Source organism: Exiguobacterium sp. NPDC077395 (genome assembly GCF_050269125.1).
GTDB lineage: Bacteria > Bacillota > Bacilli > Exiguobacteriales > Exiguobacteriaceae > Exiguobacterium > Exiguobacterium aestuarii_A.
This window is the reverse complement of record NZ_JBNNHU010000003.1, coordinates 121,030-143,604: the sequence shown is the minus strand read 5'-3', so window position 1 is coordinate 143,604 and position 22,575 is coordinate 121,030. Positions and strand designations below refer to the sequence as shown.

23 protein-coding genes are annotated in these 22,575 nt (G+C 47.0%); 5 read left to right on the top strand and 18 right to left on the bottom strand.

Features of this window, described 5'->3' with window-relative positions:
* Nucleotides 1-16: 16 nt before the first annotated feature.
* Together ACQKD4_RS12870 and ACQKD4_RS12865 are read right to left on the bottom strand one after the other, a co-directional pair.
* On the bottom strand, nucleotides 17-661 hold the full coding sequence (locus ACQKD4_RS12870; RefSeq protein WP_214696394.1) for a PspA/IM30 family protein: 645 nt from the start codon (nucleotides 659-661) through the stop codon (nucleotides 17-19).
* 22 nt (nucleotides 662-683) lie between these two features.
* Nucleotides 684-1,073, bottom strand: a complete 390-nt coding sequence (locus ACQKD4_RS12865) for a hypothetical protein (protein WP_427373607.1) — start codon at nucleotides 1,071-1,073, stop codon at nucleotides 684-686.
* Nucleotides 1,074-1,317: 244 nt separating this feature from the next.
* On the opposite strand from ACQKD4_RS12865, the gene rsgA reads away from it, so the two are divergent.
* Together rsgA and ACQKD4_RS12855 are read left to right on the top strand one after the other, a co-directional pair.
* Entirely contained in the window at nucleotides 1,318-2,283 is a 966-nt protein-coding gene (gene rsgA, locus ACQKD4_RS12860; protein ID WP_427373606.1) for a ribosome small subunit-dependent GTPase A, read from the top strand.
* Between the two features lie 145 nt (nucleotides 2,284-2,428).
* A complete protein-coding gene (locus tag ACQKD4_RS12855) occupies nucleotides 2,429-3,679 on the top strand; it encodes an Nramp family divalent metal transporter (RefSeq protein ID WP_427373605.1) in 1,251 nt (416 codons plus the stop codon).
* Between the two features lie 49 nt (nucleotides 3,680-3,728).
* Here the strand turns inward: ACQKD4_RS12855 and pflA are convergent, their stop codons facing one another.
* Both pflA and pflB read right to left on the bottom strand, forming a co-directional pair.
* A complete protein-coding gene (gene pflA / locus ACQKD4_RS12850; protein WP_026826768.1) occupies nucleotides 3,729-4,445 on the bottom strand; it encodes a pyruvate formate-lyase-activating protein in 717 nt (238 codons plus the stop codon).
* A 56-nt stretch (nucleotides 4,446-4,501) separates the two neighbouring features.
* Nucleotides 4,502-6,748: a formate C-acetyltransferase gene (gene pflB, locus ACQKD4_RS12845; RefSeq protein WP_427373603.1), complete on the bottom strand. Its 2,247-nt coding sequence runs from the start codon at nucleotides 6,746-6,748 to the stop codon at nucleotides 4,502-4,504.
* A gap of 361 nt (nucleotides 6,749-7,109) precedes the next feature.
* Here pflB and ACQKD4_RS12840 point away from each other — a divergent pair, with 361 nt between their 5' ends.
* From ACQKD4_RS12840 to ACQKD4_RS12830, 3 genes are read left to right on the top strand one after another with little or no spacing between them, the layout of a single operon-like run.
* A complete protein-coding gene (locus ACQKD4_RS12840) occupies nucleotides 7,110-7,532 on the top strand; it encodes a hypothetical protein (protein ID WP_214696410.1) in 423 nt (140 codons plus the stop codon).
* Nucleotides 7,533-7,585: 53 nt separating this feature from the next.
* Entirely contained in the window at nucleotides 7,586-8,752 is a 1,167-nt protein-coding gene (locus ACQKD4_RS12835; protein ID WP_427373602.1) for a DEAD/DEAH box helicase, read from the top strand.
* Nucleotides 8,749-9,393, top strand: a complete 645-nt coding sequence (locus ACQKD4_RS12830) for a hypothetical protein (RefSeq protein WP_015880828.1) — start codon at nucleotides 8,749-8,751, stop codon at nucleotides 9,391-9,393. The genes ACQKD4_RS12835 and ACQKD4_RS12830 overlap by 4 nt, the downstream gene beginning before the upstream one ends.
* Nucleotides 9,394-9,415: 22 nt before the next feature.
* Here the strand turns inward: ACQKD4_RS12830 and ACQKD4_RS12825 are convergent, their stop codons facing one another.
* The 14 genes from ACQKD4_RS12825 to ACQKD4_RS12760 form a co-directional block, all read right to left on the bottom strand.
* On the bottom strand, nucleotides 9,416-10,522 hold the full coding sequence (locus ACQKD4_RS12825; protein WP_427373600.1) for a hypothetical protein: 1,107 nt from the start codon (nucleotides 10,520-10,522) through the stop codon (nucleotides 9,416-9,418).
* Between the two features lie 9 nt (nucleotides 10,523-10,531).
* Nucleotides 10,532-11,338, bottom strand: coding sequence for a hypothetical protein (locus tag ACQKD4_RS12820; protein ID WP_427373598.1), 807 nt, complete (start codon nucleotides 11,336-11,338; stop codon nucleotides 10,532-10,534).
* Nucleotides 11,335-12,015, bottom strand: a complete 681-nt coding sequence (locus ACQKD4_RS12815) for an ATP-binding cassette domain-containing protein (protein ID WP_427373596.1) — start codon at nucleotides 12,013-12,015, stop codon at nucleotides 11,335-11,337. The genes ACQKD4_RS12820 and ACQKD4_RS12815 overlap by 4 nt, the downstream gene beginning before the upstream one ends.
* Nucleotides 11,993-12,385, bottom strand: a complete 393-nt coding sequence (locus ACQKD4_RS12810) for a GntR family transcriptional regulator (RefSeq protein ID WP_214747253.1) — start codon at nucleotides 12,383-12,385, stop codon at nucleotides 11,993-11,995. The genes ACQKD4_RS12815 and ACQKD4_RS12810 overlap by 23 nt, the downstream gene beginning before the upstream one ends.
* A 139-nt stretch (nucleotides 12,386-12,524) precedes the next feature.
* The gene (locus tag ACQKD4_RS12805) at nucleotides 12,525-13,115 is read right to left on the bottom strand and encodes a kinase (protein ID WP_427373595.1); all 591 of its coding nucleotides are present in this window, start codon (nucleotides 13,113-13,115) and stop codon (nucleotides 12,525-12,527) included.
* Nucleotides 13,116-13,166: 51 nt separating this feature from the next.
* A complete protein-coding gene (locus ACQKD4_RS12800) occupies nucleotides 13,167-14,852 on the bottom strand; it encodes a b(o/a)3-type cytochrome-c oxidase subunit 1 (protein WP_271306030.1) in 1,686 nt (561 codons plus the stop codon).
* On the bottom strand, nucleotides 14,853-15,323 hold the full coding sequence (locus ACQKD4_RS12795; protein WP_074033048.1) for a cytochrome c oxidase subunit II: 471 nt from the start codon (nucleotides 15,321-15,323) through the stop codon (nucleotides 14,853-14,855).
* Between the two features lie 24 nt (nucleotides 15,324-15,347).
* Entirely contained in the window at nucleotides 15,348-15,467 is a 120-nt protein-coding gene (locus ACQKD4_RS12790; RefSeq protein ID WP_224863290.1) for a cytochrome c oxidase subunit 2A, read from the bottom strand.
* 178 nt (nucleotides 15,468-15,645) lie between these two features.
* Entirely contained in the window at nucleotides 15,646-16,356 is a 711-nt protein-coding gene (locus ACQKD4_RS12785; protein ID WP_427373594.1) for a Crp/Fnr family transcriptional regulator, read from the bottom strand.
* 154 nt (nucleotides 16,357-16,510) lie between these two features.
* Nucleotides 16,511-17,896, bottom strand: coding sequence for an aldehyde dehydrogenase (locus tag ACQKD4_RS12780; protein WP_427373592.1), 1,386 nt, complete (start codon nucleotides 17,894-17,896; stop codon nucleotides 16,511-16,513).
* 149 nt (nucleotides 17,897-18,045) lie between these two features.
* On the bottom strand, nucleotides 18,046-19,191 hold the full coding sequence (locus ACQKD4_RS12775) for an MFS transporter (protein ID WP_427373590.1): 1,146 nt from the start codon (nucleotides 19,189-19,191) through the stop codon (nucleotides 18,046-18,048).
* Between the two features lie 121 nt (nucleotides 19,192-19,312).
* On the bottom strand, nucleotides 19,313-20,026 hold the full coding sequence (deoD, locus tag ACQKD4_RS12770) for a purine-nucleoside phosphorylase (protein ID WP_074033044.1): 714 nt from the start codon (nucleotides 20,024-20,026) through the stop codon (nucleotides 19,313-19,315).
* Between the two features lie 15 nt (nucleotides 20,027-20,041).
* Complete coding sequence (locus ACQKD4_RS12765; protein ID WP_214696432.1) at nucleotides 20,042-20,752, bottom strand: response regulator; 711 nt, start codon at nucleotides 20,750-20,752, stop codon at nucleotides 20,042-20,044.
* Nucleotides 20,749-22,500, bottom strand: a complete 1,752-nt coding sequence (locus ACQKD4_RS12760; RefSeq protein WP_214785711.1) for a sensor histidine kinase — start codon at nucleotides 22,498-22,500, stop codon at nucleotides 20,749-20,751. The genes ACQKD4_RS12765 and ACQKD4_RS12760 overlap by 4 nt, the downstream gene beginning before the upstream one ends.
* Nucleotides 22,501-22,575: the final 75 nt, after the last annotated feature.

Sequence of the window (22,575 nt, the reverse complement as noted above, 5' to 3'; positions counted from 1 at the left end):
TCGCCGAACCGTCACCTCACTCTTGTTTAAAGCGACGCTCCAGTTCTTTCAGTTTTGCTTCAAAATCATCTTCATCTGCTTGCGTGTCTTTCTTCTCTTCAACAGGTTGTTCTTTCTTCTCTTCCTCGGTAAACGGATGAGACTGCGACGTGTTTTGACCGAAGATTTGGTCAAGTGCCCCTTTTAGAAGATCTAAATTTTCACGCATCGCAAATTCATATCGTTTGTTTTGCATTTCATCGAGCTTGAGTTTCATCTCGAGTGCACGACGCTCTAGCGCATCCAATTCACGCTCCCCTTCATCAATCAACCCTTCGAAATAACGATACTGTTCTCCGTAGTGTTTTGACTCAAGAGCTGCACGTTCTGCCAACTTCTCTTCACCAGCCTGCTTCGCCAGTTCTGTCTGTTCATATCGTTTATCTGCCATCTTTTTGGCATCATCACGCTTTTCAGCAAGTTCTGCAAGCAGTGTGCGTTGACGTTCGACGAGACGCTCAACCGATAACGCTTCCTTCTCCGCTCCACGGATATGGCGGTTCAATTCCGCTTCTCCACTCGAACGTGGCATCTCTTTATCTTGATACTTCTTCACTTCTTTTGAAATCTCTTTCGTCAATTCATTCGCTAGTTCACGAAACTGATCAAACGGTGTCTTCATGGTGAATCCTCCTTATGAAATCTTAACGACGATTAACAAATTTTTGCCACACTTGATCGAACTGTTGGAAGCTGCTACGGCTAGCACGCGTTCCGTCGGCATTTAAAATTTCGACTTCCGGGTCGCGCTTCTCACCTGTATACATCATATACCCTTTAAACAACAACCACGCGACAATGATTCCGATGAGTGCCCAAATGTTTGAGAGCATCGTCCCAATCCCGATGACGGCAAGGATTCCGAAACCAACTTTAGCACCGATGTGTGTCACAGCCTGAAAACGGACTCCAGCCCAAAGCGTCAAGAGCGCTCCTAATCCGAATAAAATCATATTCGGTAAAGCACCGATCAACACAAGCACTAGAGCGATCGCGGCTACGATGAACAACACCTTTTTCACTTGGTGATTCATCTGTTATCCCTCCTTGTTAAGTACACTCTTATCATAATACGTTATTTTGTATAGGTCGACGAGCGGAAGGCTTGTTTCGCCTCGGTCTTTAGACTGAGATGTTACCGTTTCCAATAACTGTGGTACACTGATGCTATCGAACAATGAAAGGATGATGTTTTATGAGCAACATGATGCATGCACGTCACCAAATGTCAGCGAATCGGAGGGCTGTCGTCCTCCATCATTAAAAGGAGGATTCTTTTTGAATCAACAAACTGAAACGGGACGTGTCACGGCACAGTTCCAACATCTTTACACGGTATCAATCGGAGAAAACGCCTACATGTGCGGAGTTTCCGGAAAATTTCGACATGAGGCGACGAGCGAACGGGATTACCCGGTTATCGGCGATTATGTCACGATTCAAGTTCGCGAGCATGGTCAAGGTACGATTCACCATCTCCTTGAGCGTCGGACCGTTCTATCACGAGCGGCCGCCGGCAACGAGACGCGTGAACAACTGATCTGTGCGAACGTCGACTACGTCTTGATCACGATGGCATGCGGACACGATTTCAACATCCGCCGCCTTGAGCGCTATACGCTAGCTGCGTGGGACACAGGTGCAATCCCCATCATCGTCCTGACAAAAACGGACCAAGTCGAATCGGTCGACACACTGCTCGAAGACATTGAGCTAAACGCACCTGGAATTCAAGTATTTCCTGTCAGTGCTGTGACGGGAGAAGGTGTGGCTGAACTTCGTCACGCGTTACCGAGCGAAAGCACCATCGCCTTCGTCGGTTCGTCTGGCGTCGGAAAATCTACGCTGACAAACGCCCTAGCCCACGAGACACTTGCCGTCACGCAAACCGTCCGGGCGCAGGACGAGCGCGGCAAACATACGACGACACATCGCGAACTGTTTCGAATCGACGACTTATACGTCATCGACACACCAGGGATGCGAGAATTCGGACTATGGGAAGGAAGCGAGCATCTCGATGAGACGTTCCGTGATATCGAAGCGCTTGCCGAGACATGCCGCTTCCGCGACTGCTCACATCAGAAAGAACCGGGTTGCGCCGTCCAAGAGGCGCTAACGAACGGTACGTTAGATGCGAAACGCTATGCGAGCTACGTCAAACTAGAACGGGAACTTCTCTATATGGAGAAGAAACAGGCAGAGCACGCCCGCGTCTTAGAAAAGAAAAAACGGCGGATATAAGTTCGTTGGACTGTGAGCGAAGCTGCTCGCAGTCCTTTTTTATTGTAATTTGACAGGTTCTCTAGGCAGGCGTAAACTTGCCATATACTTAAAAAGTTTACCTAAGTAAACAAATTAACCATTAGGCAAGAAAGAAGGATCTGTCATGTTGAATGAAGTCGAATCAATTCGAATACATCGCTCGATGACTCAAAAACTAAAAACACTTCTCCCTTTTCTAGGTCCAGCTTTTGTCGCTTCGGTCGCATACATCGACCCTGGAAACTATGCAACTAATATTGCAGCAGGCTCTCAATTTGGTTATTTACTCTTATGGGTCATTTTAATCGCAAACTTGATGGCCGGATTAATCCAAACGCTGTCTGCTAAAATCGGAATCGCGACTGGGAAAAACTTACCTGAAATTTGTCGTGACCGCTTCTCTAAGAAGACCGCAGTCTTTTTATGGATTCAAGCCGAATTAATGATTATGGCCACTGATTTGGCAGAATTTGTTGGTGCGGCACTCGGGATCTACCTCGTGTTTGATATAACGCTCATTCAAGCAGCACTACTTGCCGCGGCCGGTTCTTTTGCCATCTTAGAAGTACAAAGACGTGGCTATCGACCACTTGAAACGCTTGTGACTGGGATGCTACTCGTCGTTGCTCTTGCGTTTGCCATTCAAACGTTTAGCTCTCAGCCCGAAGTGAAACCCCTTTTGTCAGGTCTCCTCATACCTCGTTTTGACGGGACAGAGAGTATTTTATTAGCTGCCGGAATATTAGGTGCAACTGTCATGCCGCACGCTATTTATTTGCACTCTGCTTTGACACAACGGCGAATCAAGGGAAAAGATGCGGTAGCACGAAAACGCATCATGAAATTTGAACGAATTGATGTGACAATCGCAATGGTCCTCGCTGGCGCAATCAATGCCAGTATGTTGATTATCGCAGCTGCCGTCTTTTATAAGAATGGGATGTTCGTAAACGATTTAGAAATCGCTCACCAGCAGTTTGACTCCTTTTTAGGATCACCAATTGCCATGTTATTTGGCATCGGCTTAATGGTTGCCGGATTATCAAGTGCATCTGTCGGAACATTGGCCGGGGATGTCGTCATGCAAGGGTACATTCAAAAGCATATTCCGATTTATATACGTCGTGTGATTACGATGGCTCCTCCACTCTTACTCATTCTTTCCGGTGTCAACTTGTCAAACGCTCTCGTTTGGAGTCAAGTCGTTCTCTCTTTCGGTATATCATTCGCCCTCATCCCTCTGCTTCTCTTTACGAGTAATAAAGAGTTAATGGGCGGGCTTGTGAATCATCGTTTTACGACATGGATTGGATGGGGTATCACAGCGATTGTCATCGCATTAAATATATTTTTGATTGTCCAAACCTTTATCTAATCTCTAAATATAAAAAACAAGCGCAGGCCGAGCGGCCTGCGCTTGTTTTTTATACAGTTCCCTGTAAGATTCCTTCCGCCCATTCGACTTCATCAGACGTCGGAGGTTTTGTTCCTTTGAGGGGATAATCGAGTCCGAGCGCCTCCCATTTATAGACGCCCATCTCATGGTAAGGCAGAATCTCGACTTTCTCGACATGGTCTAACTTTTGAATGAACGCGGCGGTACGACGAAGCGCCCCTTCTTCAAGCGTCCATCCAGGTACGAGGACGTGGCGAATCCACATTTTCGTTCCGCGCTCGGAAAGGTGTTCGGCAAGCGCGAGCGTGTTGGCATTGCTACGCCCCGTCAATTTTTTACACATGTCGTCGTCGATATGCTTGATATCGAGTAAGACGAGATCGGTGTGATCTAAAATCGCATCCAAGTTAGGAGGACGGAGTGCACCGGACGTATCGAGTGTCGTATGGAGCCCATGCTTTTTCGCTTCACGCAGCAGTGCCTCTAAAAATTCAGGTTGCGCGAGTGGGTCACCACCTGAGATGGTGATGCCGCCGTTCGATGCCTCCATGAACGGTCGGTAACTGAGCGCCTCTTGAATGACGTCTTCAGCCGAGCGGTGGTTATTCTTTTTGAAATCCCATGTGTCCGCGTTATGGCAATAGAGACAACGTAACGCACAACCTTGTAAAAAGACGATGAAGCGAATCCCTGGGCCGTCAACTGTTCCGAATGATTCGACCGAATGTACATATCCCATTGTCATCGAAATGACCTCCTAACGAATGAGCGGCCCTCCGTGGAAGGCCGCTAAGCCTTTACTTACAACGAACCGTGGAACGTACGGTTGATGACGTCGATCTGTTGCTCACGCGTCAACTTGATGAAGTTGACCGCATATCCAGATACGCGGATCGTGAGTTGTGGATATTCTTCTGGATGTTCCATTGCGTCGAGAAGCGTCTCGCGGTTGAAGACGTTGACGTTCAAATGATGTCCTTTGTGCTCTCCACTCATATACCCATCGAGAAGTGCCGCCAAGTTGAGTTCACGTGCGATTTCTTCTTTTCCGAGTGCTTTCGGTACGATTGAGAACGTATACGAGATCCCGTCTTGTGCGTGTTCAAACGGAAGTTTCGCAACAGATGAGAGCGATGCAGCCGCACCTTTCGTATCCCGTCCATGCATCGGGTTGGCACCTGGAGCGAATGGTTCACCAGCACGGCGACCGTCTGGCGTATTCCCTGTTTTCTTACCGTAGACGACGTTCGATGTGATGGTGAGGACCGATTGCGTATGAAGCGCGTCACGGTATGTTTTATGTTTCCGTACTTTTTCCATGAACGATTCGACGAGTTCTACGGCAATCGCGTCGACACGGTCGTCATTGTTACCGAATTTCGGGAAGTCGCCTTCCGTTTCGAAGTCGACGATGATTCCTTCTTCGTTCCGAACGGGTTTGACGCTTGCATATTTGATTGCTGAAAGACTATCTGCCGTTACAGAGAGACCCGCAATCCCACAAGCCATCGTCCGTAAGATTTCTGGATCGTGAAGCGCCATTTCGATGCGTTCGTACGCATATTTATCATGCATGAAGTGAATGACGTTGAGCGTATTGACGTATAGCTCTGCCAACCAATCGAGTGTACGGTCAAAGTCGGCATATACTTTATCGTACGTGAGCACATCTTCTGTATTCATTTCCCAAGCTGGAGCAATTTGAGCGCCGCTCTTCTCATCACGTCCGCCGTTCATGCTATAAAGAAGGGCTTTTGCCATGTTGGCACGTGCACCGAAGAACTGCATTTGTTTTCCGATTTTCATCGGTGACACACAACATGCGATACCGTAGTCATCACCGAATTGTGGCATCATCAAGTCATCGTTCTCATATTGAATCGCCGATGTTTCAATCGACATTTTCGCACAGTATTGTTTGAAGCCTTCTGGAAGTTTCGTCGACCAAAGGACCGTCAAGTTTGGTTCTGGAGCAGGACCGAGGTTTGTGAGTGAATGTAAGAATCGGAACGAGCTCTTCGTGACGTTCGAGCGACCATCTTCACTCATCCCACCGATTGACTCCGTTACCCAAGTCGGGTCACCTGAGAACAATTCGTTATAGTCTGGTGTCCGTAAGAATTTGACGATTCGAAGCTTCATGATGAAGTGATCGACGATTTCCTGAACGTCTGATTCTGTTAAACGACCAGCTTCAAGGTCACGTTCAGCGTACACATCGAGGAATGTCGAGACGCGTCCGAGTGACATCGCGGCACCGTTTTGTTCTTTGATCGCAGCAAGGTATGCTAAGTACACCCATTGATACGCTTCTTGCGTGTTTTCCGCAGGGCGACCGAGGTCAAATCCATAAGCGGCTCCGAGTTGTTTGAGTTCTTGGAGGGCACGAAGTTGTTCCGATAGTTCCTCCCGGTCACGGATGTCTGATTCAGATAAGAATCCACCTCGTTTCGCCAAGTCTTTTTTGCGCTCTGCCATCAAGAAGTCAATTCCGTAGAGCGCGACGCGTCGATAGTCACCGATGATGCGTCCACGACCGTATGCATCCGGAAGACCTGTGATAATCCCTGATTTACGAGCGGCCCGCATTTCAGGCGTATAGGCATCGAAGACACCTTGGTTATGTGTTTTACGGATCTCTGAATAAATTTTTGTGATTTCTTCATCTGGTTCGAAACCATATGATTCGAGTGCGGCATCCACCATGCGAATCCCGCCATTTGGGTGAATCGAACGTTTGAACGGCTCATCCGTCTGAACGCCAACGACTTTCTCTAACTCTTTGTTTAAGTAACCTGGTCCATGCGACACGATTGTCGATGGTGTGTGTTGATCAACGTCCCAAACGCCTCCGCGTTCACGCTCTTCTTTTGTCAGTTCCATCACACGATTCCAAAGAACGTTTGTCGCTTCTGTCGGACCTGCTAAGAACGTATCGTTCCCTGTGTATTCATGACGGTTCAAACGGATAAACTCACTGACATTGACTTCATTCATCCACTGACCAGGGATAAAACCTGACCATGCGGATTTGATTTCGGTTGCCATGTTGATTCACTCCTCATTCTCGAAAGTAATTGCGTGTTATCTATACTGTGAGTGTACGTGAAAACGTGAACAATATGTTTTACAGTATTGTGAAACTTGTAACAATCTTATGAACGTGATGAAATAGCCGTTTTTGAAAGCGTTTTACAAACTGTTATATTCGATTAATTATATAGTTTGAAACAGCTGAATCCCATTTCATTAGGGTCGAACTATGGTCTGTACTAATTTGATTGTTCTGTGACGAACTATACAGTTTTGTGGGTGATAAATCTCACATCACTCGGTTAGAACTTGAATTTTTGTGTCGTATCAGACACAATGAAGGCAGAACATTGTATAAGAGGAAGGGGTTCTACTCATGACGTACGAACCATTAACACCAAGCCACGCCTTTCAAGTCGGCGATCGCATCTCGTTGAAGGTCGACGAAGCCGGTGAAAAGCGTGATGGATTTATCACAGAATTTGAAGATGGAGGGTTTTGGATTCGCTTTGACGATGACATCGAGAACGAAGATTTTATCGATTATCGCGACCAATTACTCGCCGGACTTTTGTCGCGTCCAATCCATGTCATCACGACACATCCGGAACTGAAACCGTTCGAGAAAATGACGTCCGAGTTACAGTATCGCGTTTATCAAGGATTCACGATTGAGAAAGTGGAATTGACAGCAGAAGGCGCGGATGCCCACATCCAACTCATCGAAGACGGTCAAACGTATACACAGACGTTACGTTCTTCAATGGAAGATGGTCAGGAGCATGTTCGCTATATTTGACGAGGGAGCGCTTTCGCTTCCTTTGTTTTTGCCTAAAGATAAGGAGACCTATTATGAATTTTACAAAACCTTTTATTAACGAGACGTGGGAACGGATGGGCTTTAACGAGCCGATGCCGGTCCAAAAAGAGGCGTTCCCCCTACTATTAGATGGAAAAGACGTGACAATCGAGGCACCGACCGGAACGGGTAAAACGCTCGCTTACCTGCTCCCGGCGATTGAAAAAATTGATCCCTCGAACGACCGGATCCAAGTTGTCATTGTCGCTCCAACTCGTGAACTTGTCATGCAGATCCAACAGGTCGCACAACGTTTCACCGAAAAAGGCGATGTTCGCATCGGCTCGTTCATTGGCGGTGTCGAATTGAAACGTCAAATCGATCGAATCAAGAAAAAGCCGCATTTGATCGTCGGGACACCGGGACGTCTCGTCGAATTGATTGACAAGAAAAAGCTGAAGCTCCATGAGACACATACCGTCATTCTCGATGAAGCCGACCAAATCATCGACAGCGGTTTGACAGAGGCGGCTGAGCGCATCATCAAGCATACTGCACATGAGCGTCAACTTGCACTCGTCTCGGCAACACTCACCGATTCACTCAAAGAATGGTCGGCACCGTTCATGAACGAGCCGGCACATATCAAAATCGAACGTGCTGTCAGCAATCAAGTGACGTACGGTTACTTGTTGACGACGCGTCGCTACAAACCCGAACTGTTACGCCGTCTTTCGCACGTCGATGGCGTGAAAGCACTTGCGTTCATTAATAACCGCTCGTTCTTGCCACCACTTCGTGGGGAGCTTGAAAAGTTGAAAGTGGACTACCGCATGCTCGACAGCTTGAAAGGAAAGCGCGAACGCGTCGAGACACTCCGTGAATTCCGTAAAGGCGAATACCCGCTCCTCATCACGACGGGTCTCGCGGCACGCGGGCTCGATATCGAAGATGTGACGCACGTCGTCCATTTCGACTTACCGGAATCAATCGATGACTTTATCCACCGTTCAGGCCGTACGGCTCGCGGTAATGCAGGCGGAACCGTCCTTTCTCTCGTGACGACGGACGATTTACCACACTTAAAATCATTCGCGCGTCAACTCGGTGTCGAATTGAAAGAACTCGAAATTTATCGTGGCGATGTAATCGAGAAACGGATTGAGGAGAAGCCTCCTGTCGTCAAACGCCCTGCGAACAAGCGAGGACCGCGCCGATGAAAAAAGACCGGAAAGTAATTCCCTTCCCTTTGCTCGTCGAAGAGTCCGAATTGCTTGCCGAACTGAAAAAGTTATATGAGCAAGCCGCTCTTGCGCGAAGCACACAATGGACGAATTATATTCAAGAGATCGCATCGGAAGGAACATGGCATTTAAAAGATGCCGAGCTCTTCCGTGACCTCTTCATTGATTGGGCCGTCTTCTTTGAAACGGACGAAGATGGCATGACGCCCCACGGTCGCTATTTGGCTGACCATAAAGGCGACATGTCACCTGCCCTTTATCACGCACTCCGTGGACTAGCCGTCCCGCGCTGCAGCATCTTTGAAGTGACGGAAGACGGTCAGTTGAAAGACTGGGAGTCAAAAGAGACGTACGCTGTTCAGTTACCCGAAGAACGCGAGACCGGCGACCTCGTCCTCGGAAAGTTACTCGACATCCGAGGCAGCTGGCGCTTCGGTTCGGCGTTCCTCGCCTTACCTGCGAAAATGTCTGGAAACGTGGCCGACCTATATATCGACTTTACGGATGAAGTCGGTCCCGGTGCCTTTTTGGAGCAGTTCCCGGAGTTCTGCGCGGAACTGATTGACTTGTTGCTTGATTTAGAAGAAGGCGTCATCATACCGAAACCATCAAAATAAGCAAAGGGCCGCGGCCCTTTGCTTATTTTTGTCTAACGTACACGTCAATCTGTTTGAGCATGTCACGCGCTTCCTCATTTTCAGGCGTGATTGCCGCACTTGAGATTTGTTCCCCATCCTCGTATACATCGATGACGACACCGTCTTTCGCTTGACGCGTTTGGTACAGGCGACCGTTTGAATAGAAGGCGTGATCAACTGAGTCGAGAACGCTTCGGGTCATGTTCTTCCCTGTGTTCAAGTCGATGACGACTTCCTCGCCATCTTCATTTATCGCTAACAGGTTTTGGCCCGACGTTGTATAATCCCAAAAGCCTTGGTCTTCTGCCAATTGAACGACTTTCTCCGTTTTCGTGTCATAAGCGAATTGACCTGGCAATCTGTCTTCAACATTGAACTTATCTTCTCCTTCTTCGATAACATCGTAGAAGCTAACACCGACAGGGATATAACGTGTTTCTGTCATCTGAGAGGATACATCGGTGGCGTAAAAACGATTCGTATTGATGACATGGGTGATAAATCCTTTGTCCATGTTCAATTCTTTGACGCTTACTTCATTCATCGCTTCATTAAACGTGGCAATCATTGTCTTTACGTCTTCGTCATATCCATCTCGATAGATTAAGTTTAACTGACCATCATTCAGGAATACGCCTGCCCACACCCCGTTCACGATGTCGTATATTTTTGAATCACTGGCATCGAATGCGAATCTCGATATTTCGTTTCCTTTTAATTGTTGAAAAACGATGAGCTCTTTCATCCCATCCTGCCCGACTCCGATATATCCGTCTTGTGTTTGAATCGACTGCGCATACGTCCATCCATTCATGAGTCTATGGATGGAACGTACATCTCCATTCAAACGTTCACGATATTGTTGTCCCTCAGCTATATAGTTCAAGTTTGATGTGATGCGACTTTCATCAGCCGTCACTTCAAACCGTTGATCAACAGCATCATCAGAACTATAAGTCATCTCAACAATTTGATTTTCCCAAACAGCTGGATTCGAACTGATGTCTAACGACCATTCTGCTTTCGGTTCTGTCGCATCAACAGCAAACGTTCCAAGCCCAATCACGATGACCGCACCGAGCGCAGCCACGTTCCACATTCGTTTCATCTTCTCACCTCACACATTTAATTTCGTCTGTAAAAATCTTCGACCTAGCCAAATCGTCACACTTGCCCAAACGACCAATACCATACCGACGTACACGATCGTCTCATCATAAATCAGTCGATTCGACAGGAACGCGTAGCCTAAAATGGGAATAGTTAAGATGACAACTAGAATCGATAAACTAAGTACAGGCGACCACATCGTCCGTTGCCAGAAACTGCGTTCAATCAATACAAATGTAAAAATAAACAGCACAACGATGATGATCAACAATTGATGGATGACGAAATTTACGAGTGAAGAAGGATACATGACCGTAAACATCCCATGATAGGAAATCGCTTGCTCGAATGAACCTCTCATTGGAATCATCTTTTCATCGAACCAACTCGTGAACGCTATGTACTGTAACTTAAGAGCAATCCATTCAATGGAAAATAGCCCCAACGTCATCATTAAGATTGTAGCGAGTTTGGCGAAAAACAACGTCATGCGCTTTTGTGGCATCGTGAGTAGTCGCAACATGAACGTCCCTCGTCCTTGAAAATCGCGATACCAGATCCAGGCGCTGTATAATAACATCGCCGCGACCGCAATTCCGAGTGACAAGAGATACGGCGTACTGCCGAGATAATCCAAGAACGTATATTGATAGTCCGCGTTCCCTTCACGTCGTAACCGTTCAAATAGATTTGTCTCATCCCATAAAAAGTAACCGAGATACCCAAACTGGACGACGAGGATGCCAGTAACTAACATCAAGAACGGTTTTGTGACACGCTCGATTTCCCAACTCAAAAGTTTCAATAGATTCATGCCCCGTACTCCTCTCTCATCACATCGACGATGGACTTCCCGTGAATGAAACGGACATCTTCGACATCAAACTCACGGACGATTCTTCCGTTATTCAACATGACGGCCTTGTCGATCAAGTACTCGATATCTTCAATCTCGTGTGTCGTAATGAGCACGCCACGATTCTCCATGACCTCGCTCGAAAATAGTTCGACAATCTGTTCTTTTGAGAAGACATCGATTCCTGAGAACGGTTCATCAAGCAATAAATAATCCGGGTCTTGCGCAATCCCGAGTGCGAGGTTCGCTTTCGCGAGCGTCCCTTTCGATAACTCGCTCAACTTATCTTCCGGAAACAACTTGAAATCATCGACGAGACGGGCAAATAATGACGAATCAAATGTCGGATAAAAATCTTTCATGAACGCCTCACATTGTTCGATTGTAAAGTGAATCGGGAACATCGCATGGTCGGCGACGAAGGCGACACGATTCAAATCAATCGGTTTCCCATCGATCAATACCGAACCTTTGTCGAAAGGTGTCAATCCCATGATGCCTTTCAACAACGTCGACTTCCCCGTACCGTTCAAGCCGATGAGACACGTGATTTCACCTTTATTCGCTGTGAACGAAACGTCTTCAATGACTTGTTTCCACCGATAACGTTTTTTAACTCCCAACACTTCGATCATCGTACATCCCCTCCTTGTACTGTCGTTTGATTTTTTCAACAAGTTCGTCTACCGAGACATCAAGTTCTTGAATCGATTCTACAAATACGGCGACCGCGTCATCTACGATTTCAGAGCGGATTTGTGCCAATACCGTTCGATCTGTCGTTACGCGACTCGGTCGATTTCGTTCGGTCGTAATCAATTGTTGGTCCTCCATTTCCTTGAACGCTTTTTGAACCGTGTTCGGATTAATTTTTAAATCATTCGCAAGCTCACGCCGAGATGGCATCTCATCCCCGGCTTTCAGTTCACCGAGCGCCATCTTCTTCTTGAAGTAGTCGACGACCTGTAGGTAAACCGGTGCCCTCGTATTGAATTGCATGTTCATCACCTTTCTAAGTGTATGACATGGTTAATACACTTTCTAACTGTATTATTAGCGTAATACAGTTAGACGTCAATCTTTTTTTCAAATTTTCTCCAAATTAAAAACACCTGACGCATGCGTCAGATGTTGAAACGTTCAGTCAGAGCACGATATCTGCTCCTTTTTTCGGGTCGACGAGTTGGAGATAAAGATTTTCCCCTGGCCAATAGCGCCTCTTGTATTTCGCAAGCCGTTCCTCCGGGACGCCGAGATATGTATCTCGATTCAATACCCGTTCATACCGAACCTCGCGGGGACAGTCGAGATAAATCACGTAATCGTAATATGGTCGCCATTCCGGTCGTTGTAGAAAAATCCCTTCGACGACAATGGTATAAGCAGATGACACGTCCACGACCTCTTCTGCAATGACATCTCGTTCATACACGTAACGAGGTAACGTCAATTCCGTTATCCCATTCCTCAATGGACGAAACAGTTCACGCTCAAGACGCGACACGTCCCATTGGAGTGCGTAATATTCGGTCGGTTCAGGCTGTCCGGTCTCATAGCGTCTGTCTCGTTCGACAATATAGTCATCAATGTGAAGAACAAGTATAGTCGGCTCTTCACTCAAACGCGAGACGAGCGTTGTCTTGCCCGCTCCACTCAATCCATCAATCGCCACGACAAACGGGCGATTGGCTGAATGCATCGAACGCGCTGCATGGATGACGTCTAATACGTTCATATCGTTCCTCCCCACACAAAAAAGTCAGCTCACGTATGAGCTGACTTTAGTTTACCAGAGTACCCAACCACGCGCTCCAGGAGGCGCACTCTCAATCAAGTGCCAGATTGGAACCGTGTATGCAAATGCGATCAAGACGAACGTTACCGTAATCCACAATTTCCAGTTTTCGAAATAGCGCGGTGTATCCATCGCCGCCTCTTCTGTCTCAGCGAGCGGGAATTCCTCTTCGCCTTTTGGAGCGAGGAATGACAAGTTGAACATCGAGTAGACGAAGATCAGAACGGAGATGAATAAAATCGTTCCTCCGATCGCCATCATGACGTGGTACGGAATCCATTCACGCGTCAATGCATCCGAGAAGTAAGTTGCTGGACCCGTACGACGTGGGTTACCATTCAATCCTGAAATGTGCATCGCATACGACATGATGGCCATACCGAACGCCCACGTCCCTGCTTGAATCAATCCAAGCTTGTTCATCGCTTTCGTCAACGTGCGACCACGAAGTACCGGTACAAGCCAGTATGCCGTTCCGAAGAATGTCAAGGCGACAGCCGTCCCGACTGTGATATGGAAGTGACCTGTGACCCAAAGTGTATTGTGAACCATCGCGTTCAATTGGTGAGAAGCGTTGATGATCCCACCTGCACCGGCAGGGATGAAGAATAGCATCCCGATGAATGGTGCGAGGAAACGAACATCACCATACGGCATTTTCTTCACCCAACCGAACAATCCTTTCGCGCCGAGCGCACGTCCACGAAGTTCGAACGTCGCAAAGAGCGAGAATGCTGTCATGAACGATGGGATGACGACCAAGAACGTCAAGATAACTTGAACGAACTTCCAGAACGGTTCAATCCCCGGTTCTGTCAACTGATGATGGAAGCCGACCGGGAATGAGAAGAGCAAGAACAACAAGAACGCCATCCGTGCCAACGCATCCGAGAAGATCTTCCCACCGATGACTTTCGGCACGACTGTGTACCATACAATATATGCCGGCATGAGCCAGAAATAAACGAGCGGGTGACCGAAGTACCAGAACAATGTACGAGATAACTCAATTCCGACTGTATCTGTCCATCCTAACGAGAGAGGAAGGAGTTGGAACAGAATCGTTGCTGCGACACCGAGTGTCGCAATGTCCCATAGAAGCATCGTCATAATACTCATATAAGCCGGGAGCGGCGGATGAACGCCTGGGTTGTCGCGTTTGTAGTCCGCATACATACGGAACATCGCGAATGACGACAACCATGTTCCGACTACGAACAGGACGAGTCCGACATAGAAGAGCGGATCTGCCATGAGCGGTGCATAGAACGTATACAATACTGTCCCTTTGTTAGCCAAGATCATGACCGTTACCATGACGGCACCGATAATCATCGTCCAAAAACCGAGCCAAGCGACACGTGTCGGGAATGATTCAAAGCGACCGAACGACTTTGCCAATAACGCATATAAAAGACCGATAATGAACATCGTCGTGAAGACGATCCCGAGCATGATACCGTGAGCCGTTAGCAATTGATAGTATCCAAAGATTTCAGGAATGACACCCGTCCGAATCAACGTCTGTGTCAATCCGGCTAGCGCTCCAATCAAGATGGCGAGCACCGATACGAGAACGTGTCCGTAGGCAAGACGCGCCTCTTTCGCTCCGATACTTGGAACAGGAACCCCTCGCTCCATCTCCCATTGTTTCAGTTTAGATGATACGTCGTTCATTTACTCCACCACCTTGATTTTAGTCGACATCATGTGATGCCCTGTCCCACAATATTCGTTACAAAGAATCAAAAATTCGCCAGCTTCCTCGAACGTGTACGTCAATGAGTTAATATGTCCAGGGACAACCATCATGTTGACCGGAGTACCTGTCAACTGGAATCCGTGTACGACATCAGGTGACGTCACAAGAAATGTTACTTTTGCGCCTTTTGGAATTTCAACATTCCCTGGTGTGAACGTAAACGCTTGTGCGATCATGACGAGTTCGTATTCATTCTCACCAATTTGATGAAGTCCTGGTTTGTCGAATGGAGCCGTCTGATTTACTTTTGCCGGGTCAATCAAATCCGCATCCGATGCTGGCTGGTTCCCTGCCGCGAATGCCGATACCCCGAGAACAGTCAAGAAGACCGCGAGTAGGATAATACCAAATGTAAGCCAATACTTTTCTAGTTTATGAATATGCACGATGAGACCCTCCTCCCTACATGTTTATCGTGTGACGAATAAGTAAAATACTGATGACCACATGGCGATGATGACACCTGCAACGATCATGACCGATGTAAACGTTCCTTTTAGGTTCGGTTCTTGCCCATCTTTATGTTCCACGTGTAAGACCCCTTTCGGTTGTTTTTCCACTTTCATTGTATGCAATCGCCTAGTGGATAATATGTGATATTTATCACTCTAAAAGTGACAATCACATCAATTTTGCGTAGTTTCAACACACAAAATTCACATTTCCATAAAAATAGGTCACAAAAAAACCGCCTTCACATGAGGCGGTTCATAAACGACATATTCCTGCAGGACAACCTTCGCAGTGACAAAGCTCTTTTAAAAAATCAACATCATGGATGACGATCGATTTGGTTGTCGTACTGATGACTCCTTCTTTTCGCCATTGACTGATTAATCGATTCACCGTCTCACGCGGTGCCCCGATCAATTGTCCGAGTTCTCCATCAGACGGATGACGAGGAATGACGATCGTCCCCTCTTCCTCCACCCCATGCATGGCTGCCATGCGGAGTAGTGTCGAAGCCAGAGCGCCTGGTTTGCCGTATAGCAATAAGTCGCGTACTTTCATCTCTGAATGTTTGCGCATCATCGATGTCCATCGCAAAATTTCTCCGGCAAAGCGGATATCACGTTGCATGAGCGATTCCAACTCGCGTTTTGAAATCGTCCCGATCGTACTTTCCTCAGTCGTCTCAATGCTATACGAGCTGGGGAAAGTTTCGACAATGTCAAACTCACCAAAGAAATCATCCGAACCATACATGAACATGACGAGTGGATTTCCCTTTTTCGTGATTTTCGTGAATTTGACAGAACCACTCTTTAAGTAAAAGAACTTATCACACTTTTCACCTTCCCAACATACGATACTCGCTTTCGGATGATGTTGAATCGTCATCATTTCCAACAGCAATTGTTTCGTTTCATCTGAGAATACAAAACTGTTCGGTTGGGTCGTTCCACATTGCATTGACATAGGTCGGTGCTCCCTCCACGTTTCATTCGTACGTTCCAATTATGACTTTATTATACAGGAGTGTGACAGGGAGTATCAGAAAAGTATGTGACATTTCAAACAATCTTTTTCAAAAAGGAGAGACCCGGCATTTGTACCGGGTCTCTCTATAGCTTTATCGTTGAATGAATCGAATCAATTGTTCGGCCGGTTTGAAGTTCGGATACCGGACCGGTAAATCAAATTTTGTCGTATTTCTCAAAATGGATTTCGCATGACTAAACGTCTCAAAGCTCGTACGTCCGTGGTAGGCCCCCATGCCACTCTCGCCCACTCCACCAAACGGGAGATTCGGGTTCGTCAAATGCATGATGACATCGTTCACACATCCTCCTCCAAAGGAGAGGTGTTTCATGATCGTTCTTTCCACATCTTTCGATTCCGTAAAGAGATAGAGAGCAAGTGGATGCGGTCGGTCAGAGATGAACTCGATCACTTCATCCAGCTGACGATACGGAATGACCGGTAAAATCGGGCCAAAAATCTCATCTTTCATCACATCAGCATCTTCTTCGAGATTCGTCATGACGGTTGGTGCGATTTTTAGCTCATCCCGGTTCGTTTCCCCACCAAAAACAAGTTCACCTTCTGTCAAATAGTGAGACAAACGGTCGAAGTGCGATTCATTAACGATACGCGTGTATCGTTTTGTACCGACACCGTTCCCGAACATCGCAAACGCCTCTTGTTTGATCGCTTCTAAAAATGCTTCTTGCTGCGATTCATGCACGAGCACATAGTCTGGCGCGACACACGTTTGCCCGGCGTTCATCCATTTCCCCCACGCGACACGTTTTGCCGCAATGGAGACGTTCGCATCTCCGTGAACGATGACAGGTGATTTCCCTCCGAGTTCGAGTGTGACGGGTGTCAGATGTTCTGCTGCCGCCTTATTGACGATTCGACCAACTTGCGTCGAACCTGTAAAGAAAATATAGTCCCATTTTTGTGCCAACAGCTCCTGGGCTGTGTCTTTATCCCCTTCGACACTGGCTATATATCGATCGGTGAAAGCACGTTCTAGCACCTGTGTCAGGACACGCGCGACGTTCGGTGTCAGTTCTGAAGGTTTGACGACCGCTGTGTTTCCCGCGGCAATGGCACCAATGAGTGGTGCGACCGCTAGTTGGAACGGATAATTCCACGGAGCGATGATCAATACCGTACCGTATGGCTCATATTGAATTTCACTCTTCATTCCAAGATGGATGGCAGTTCCACGCACACGCTTCGGACGCATCCATCGTTTTAATTCGCGTGTCGTCCGGGAAATCTCGTCATAAATGAATCCGATTTCTGTCGTATATGCGTCCATTTCCGACTTGTTCAAGTCCTCTTTAAGGGCTTCTAGCAAGTCCGCTTCATGATGCTTGATCGATTCCTTTAAAAACGTCAGCATGCTCAAACGAAATGCCATCGATTTTGTCGCCTGTGTTTTAAAGAAGCGGCGCTGTTTCTGGACAAGCTCGTCAATCGTCAACTGTTCAATCGGTGCCAGCATGAACTTTCCTCCTTATGATTCATCACATTGATTTCATTTTATCATCGAGTTAAAAGTGAATCAAAAAAACGCTTTCATCAATGCAAAGTACACTAACCGTTTAAATGTTTAAACATTTAACCATAGAGTAATACATTACTTTTATCGTGTCAAAATATCCGTCTTCCCTTTACCACACTGACAAGAAAAAGGAGGCTCGCACTCCATAAAATCAAACCAGTCAGCGTAAACTGCTCGACGACCGAAAGTGGAAGAGCGCTTAAAAAAGAAGATCCCGCTACCGTACCGAGAGAGAAGAAGGCATAGAACGCCCCGTATGCTTTTCCTCGATTTTGAGGAGAAGTTGATTGAATCAACAGTGTATTGATGGCCGGGAAAAGAATCGCAAACCCGACACCATATAAGGCAAGTACCCCATAAAGGCTCGTTTGTACACCTGCTTGTCCAATTAACATCTGGCACGTCCCAATAATCGCCACCCCAAGTGCCGTCAATTTGGTCGGTGAAAATCGATCGAACAATCGGTTCGTCGGTAATAAAAAGAATAAGACGGCGACCACGCCGAACATACTGAGCAACGTCCCACTCAATCGTGAATCATAGCCAAGCTCCTGCACATGAACCGGTAACAAAAACGCAAGTGCCCCTTGGGAAAACATGAGGAAGAATGCCCCCCAATAGGCTCGAATCACTTTCGGGTCTGGTTTTATCGGTGCTGTATGGGTATCTTTCTTCGAATCCACCGTTTGATTCCGTCGCATCGTTACGATTGTCACGAACAGAATCACCCAGCCGAATAAAGAAACAAATAAAAAGACGGTCGGTGGTGATGTGATACTGGCGACAATTCCACTGAACGCAGGACCGATAATGGCCGCTAATCCGACGAAACTACCGGTGATGGCGACTTTCTTCCCTTGACGATTCATTGCGGTGATGTTCGCAGACAAGGTAAACGCAGCCGGGACGATCAGTCCAGCCATAAAGCCGTGGACACACCGGACAAGCAGTAATATGGATGGTGAGTCGACGAATTGATAAGCGAGTAAACTTAAGCTCGTCAGGAACAAACCGAGAACCAATACGCGATATGGACCATTCTTGTCAGTCCATATACCGGACAGCACATTTCCAAACGTGTTCGTCAACGAATAAATTGCGATGGAAAAACCAGCGATAAATGAAGATGCCCCAACGGATAACGCAAATGTGCTCATGATTGGAAGTTGGGCGAACAGATCAAAAAACGCAAAAAATACAATTGCATATAATATAAAACGTGATGGAGTTTTCATTAGACATTTCCTCTTTCTCGGTATCTTATCCTTAGTCTAGCTGGAGCTCCAACCGTTTCATAGGGATGAATGGGTTTGGACACAAAAAATCCCTACAGCCAAAGACTGTAGGGAAAACTGTTTAGTTCGTCACTTCAACCGCTGTATCGAGAGCGACACGAATCATTTCATCAAACGTCGTCTGACGCTCTTCTGAAGTCGTCTCTTCACCTGTCAACAAGTGGTCAGAGATTGTGAGGATTGTCAACGCGTTTACTTTATGCTTCGCCGCAAGCGTGTAAAGACCCGCTGCTTCCATCTCGATTGCGAGGCAACCGAAGTCCGCCCACTTCTTGAAGTGGTGGAAGTCATCTTGATAGAATTGGTCCGCTGTGAAGATTTGTCCTACTTTGACCGGGATGCCCGCTTTCTCCGCATTCATATACGCACGATGTAGGAGGTCGAACGTCGCTGTTGGTGCATAGTCCATTCCGTTGAAGCGGACACGGTTTTGCCCCATCTCACTTGATGCGCTCATCGCGATGACGACATCGCGCACTTTGACGTCTTCTTGAATTCCACCGGCAGTTCCGACACGGATCAAGTTTTTAGCACCGTACGACATGATGAGTTCGTTCACGTAAATCGACATCGAAGGCACACCCATCCCTGTTCCTTGGACAGAGATGCGTTTTCCTTTGTACGTACCTGTGAAACCATACATCCCACGAACTTCATTATATAATTCGACGTCTTCTAAAAACGTCTCCGCGATATACTTGGCGCGAAGCGGATCCCCTGGAAGTAATACCGTTTCTGCAATTTGTCCTTCTTGAGCTCCAATGTGTACACTCATGTTTGAATTCCTCCTTTAAGCTTGTCGTTGAACCTTTTCCCGAAATTCGTTCGGAGTAACACCGACTTGTTTTTTAAAGACCTTCCGGAAATATTTATCGTCCGAAAAGCCGACTGCTTGGGCGACTTCATAGATACGCTGTCTACTCGTCTCTAACAGGCGCTTCGCTTCGTTCATCCGAATCGTCAATACGTATTCGGACAAGTTCACGCCATATTGTTGTTTAAAACGTCGCGAGATGTACTCTCGACTTAAGTAGAATCGTTCGCTCATCCCTTGCAAACTCAGTTCTTCCGAAAAATGCTGTTCAATGAACGTTCCAATCTGAGAAATCGGGTCTTCACTCGATCGATCCACCACGTCCCCTAACGCGCGTGCCAACGTATCATTCAATACATCCGGGTCGATCGGTTTTAACAAATAATCAAAGCTCCCATACTGGATGGCGCGTCGCATATACGAATATTCATCGTATCCTGTCAACACGACAAGCTTAGAAAATGAAGCATGGTCGTGTACCCACTCCATCAGCTCGATCCCATCACAATGGGGCATTTGAATATCGGATAAGATGAGCGCTGGACGTTCTTGTTCAATGAGCGCCTGTGCTTCACGCCCATCCGTTGCTTCAAGAACCGTCGTCACACCGAACCGTTCCCATTCACCGAGTAATTTCACCGCTTCCCTTACCGGAGATTCATCATCTACAATCAACACTTTCGTCATGACGCCACCCCCTCAGAAGAAGCCGGGAAACGCATCATAATTCGAAAACCGCCTGTTTCAGGTGTAGCCAACATAAATTCTGCCTCCCGATTATAGTTTAACATGAGTCGATCGCGAATGTTTCGTAATCCTGTGCCTTCCGTGTCATAAAATGTCGAATCACTTTGTTCAATCCGTGACATGACTCGTTCCCATTCCTCGGTCGTCAGCGAACGACCACTGTTCTCACAACGAATCACGAGTGACGTGCCGTCCATCCAGGCCGTCACATCAAATCGATTCGCTAAAGCAGAGCCGTCCCGCTCGAACCCATGCTTAAAAAAATTCTCTGCCAACGGCTGCAAAATCATTTTTGGAACAATCAGTTCATGGAGGTCTTCAGGAACTGAAACGGTCACTTGAAACTGATTTGGAAATCGTACGTCTTGAAGACGAATGTATGAATTCAAATGCTCGATCTCTCGTTTCAGTGTCACCATCGACTCTTCTGGATGCATCGTATACCGCATCATCGAAGACAGTTGCGTGATCAATCGATAGACCGTCTTGCCATCTCCCTTCAATGCCAATGTTCCAATCGACTGTAACGTATTAAATAAGAAATGCGGATTGGTTTGCGCTTGAAGTGTACGAAGCTCGTTCGTCCGATTCTCTAAGGCGAGCTTATACTCTCGTTGAATTAAATCATCGATCCGTTCAATCATTCGCTTGAACTGTCTTCCGAGTACGCCGAACTCATCATTTCCGAGGGAATCAAATGATACGGTCATGTCCCCTTGCTCGATTCGCCAAATGTTTGAGGTCAACGTCTTGATCGGTGTCGTCAATTTCATCGAAGCATAGGTCGCTCCGATCAGTGCCAAAATGAGCGAGACCATCCCGACAAGCAAGATGATGAATGACGTTCGTGAAGCCGGTTCGGTCAAGAGTTCATCTGGAATCGATTTACCGACATAAAACTGCTGATGGTCAAACTCGAATGTTTTCGTGATCTGATGGTGTTTTCCATCGGTCGAGATGGATCTCGGCTGAAATGAAGACGGAATTTCTCCCTCACCGAGATGGGCAAACACACGGTTGTCTTCACCGACGAACCATAAACTCTCATCCGGACTATTTTGTAAAGAAGCCAGCTGTCCGATGAATAAATTTTCAGGGATATCGAGCGAAAGAATAGCAAGTGGTTCATCCGTTTCAATCTTGTCCAGCCTGAAATGAAGCGTCACGACGTCTTCTTGTGTCATGATCGGTCCAAAATCATGATAAGCAACAAGTGGATGGGATGCTTCCAATAAGACACGACTTTTCGGATTATCCAAGAGCTGTTGTTGGACGACGCTCGGCTCTTTTTTCGATCGTGGTGACACTTTCATTTTATAAGCCGCAAACGAATCCATATCTTCGAGCATTAACAGCTGAATTTGCGCCACGTCTTCTCGGGACAGATACATCGCGAGGAGCGCGCGCCGCACTTCAATCTCCGTTTCTCGTAACGAAAGCCCCGGTCCATACTCCAAAATGTCTAATACGTCACGATCAGCGTATAAACTCGTTGGCAATCGACTCAAATCAGAGATATAGCGTTCCATCTGACGTGTCCCCCGTTCGAGCGACCATTCGGTCATCTCAAGACCACGTTCACGCTCCCGATCTTGCACGTACCAAAATGAAACAATCGTCGCTAAAATGACCGGTACAATGATGGTCAACGCAATCATCCCCGTTAACTTTGTCCGTATGCTATTCACCGATATCCCTCCTACCCAAACAGTATATCACGCGTTATGCAAACGTTTGCAAAAAACCACAAAAAAAATTCCCTC

What these genes read in the sequence shown, in the direction of transcription:
- ACQKD4_RS12785 (WP_427373594.1), bottom strand. Translation starts at nt 16,356, where the DNA reads ATGTCAATGCAATGTGGAACGACCCAACCGAACAGTTTTGTATTCTCA.
- ACQKD4_RS12865 (WP_427373607.1), bottom strand. Translation starts at nt 1,073, where the DNA reads ATGAATCACCAAGTGAAAAAGGTGTTGTTCATCGTAGCCGCGATCGCT.
- ACQKD4_RS12830 (WP_015880828.1), top strand. Translation starts at nt 8,749, where the DNA reads ATGAAAAAAGACCGGAAAGTAATTCCCTTCCCTTTGCTCGTCGAAGAG.
- ACQKD4_RS12775 (WP_427373590.1), bottom strand. Translation starts at nt 19,191, where the DNA reads ATGAAAACTCCATCACGTTTTATATTATATGCAATTGTATTTTTTGCG.
- ACQKD4_RS12780 (WP_427373592.1), bottom strand. Translation starts at nt 17,896, where the DNA reads ATGCTGGCACCGATTGAACAGTTGACGATTGACGAGCTTGTCCAGAAA.
- pflB (WP_427373603.1), bottom strand. Translation starts at nt 6,748, where the DNA reads ATGGCAACCGAAATCAAATCCGCATGGTCAGGTTTTATCCCTGGTCAG.
- ACQKD4_RS12840 (WP_214696410.1), top strand. Translation starts at nt 7,110, where the DNA reads ATGACGTACGAACCATTAACACCAAGCCACGCCTTTCAAGTCGGCGAT.
- ACQKD4_RS12835 (WP_427373602.1), top strand. Translation starts at nt 7,586, where the DNA reads ATGAATTTTACAAAACCTTTTATTAACGAGACGTGGGAACGGATGGGC.
- ACQKD4_RS12855 (WP_427373605.1), top strand. Translation starts at nt 2,429, where the DNA reads ATGTTGAATGAAGTCGAATCAATTCGAATACATCGCTCGATGACTCAA.
- ACQKD4_RS12810 (WP_214747253.1), bottom strand. Translation starts at nt 12,385, where the DNA reads ATGAACATGCAATTCAATACGAGGGCACCGGTTTACCTACAGGTCGTC.
- ACQKD4_RS12825 (WP_427373600.1), bottom strand. Translation starts at nt 10,522, where the DNA reads ATGAAACGAATGTGGAACGTGGCTGCGCTCGGTGCGGTCATCGTGATT.
- pflA (WP_026826768.1), bottom strand. Translation starts at nt 4,445, where the DNA reads ATGACAATGGGATATGTACATTCGGTCGAATCATTCGGAACAGTTGAC.
- ACQKD4_RS12765 (WP_214696432.1), bottom strand. Translation starts at nt 20,752, where the DNA reads ATGACGAAAGTGTTGATTGTAGATGATGAATCTCCGGTAAGGGAAGCG.
- ACQKD4_RS12815 (WP_427373596.1), bottom strand. Translation starts at nt 12,015, where the DNA reads ATGATCGAAGTGTTGGGAGTTAAAAAACGTTATCGGTGGAAACAAGTC.
- ACQKD4_RS12820 (WP_427373598.1), bottom strand. Translation starts at nt 11,338, where the DNA reads ATGAATCTATTGAAACTTTTGAGTTGGGAAATCGAGCGTGTCACAAAA.
- ACQKD4_RS12870 (WP_214696394.1), bottom strand. Translation starts at nt 661, where the DNA reads ATGAAGACACCGTTTGATCAGTTTCGTGAACTAGCGAATGAATTGACG.
- deoD (WP_074033044.1), bottom strand. Translation starts at nt 20,026, where the DNA reads ATGAGTGTACACATTGGAGCTCAAGAAGGACAAATTGCAGAAACGGTA.
- ACQKD4_RS12800 (WP_271306030.1), bottom strand. Translation starts at nt 14,852, where the DNA reads ATGAACGACGTATCATCTAAACTGAAACAATGGGAGATGGAGCGAGGG.
- ACQKD4_RS12805 (WP_427373595.1), bottom strand. Translation starts at nt 13,115, where the DNA reads ATGAACGTATTAGACGTCATCCATGCAGCGCGTTCGATGCATTCAGCC.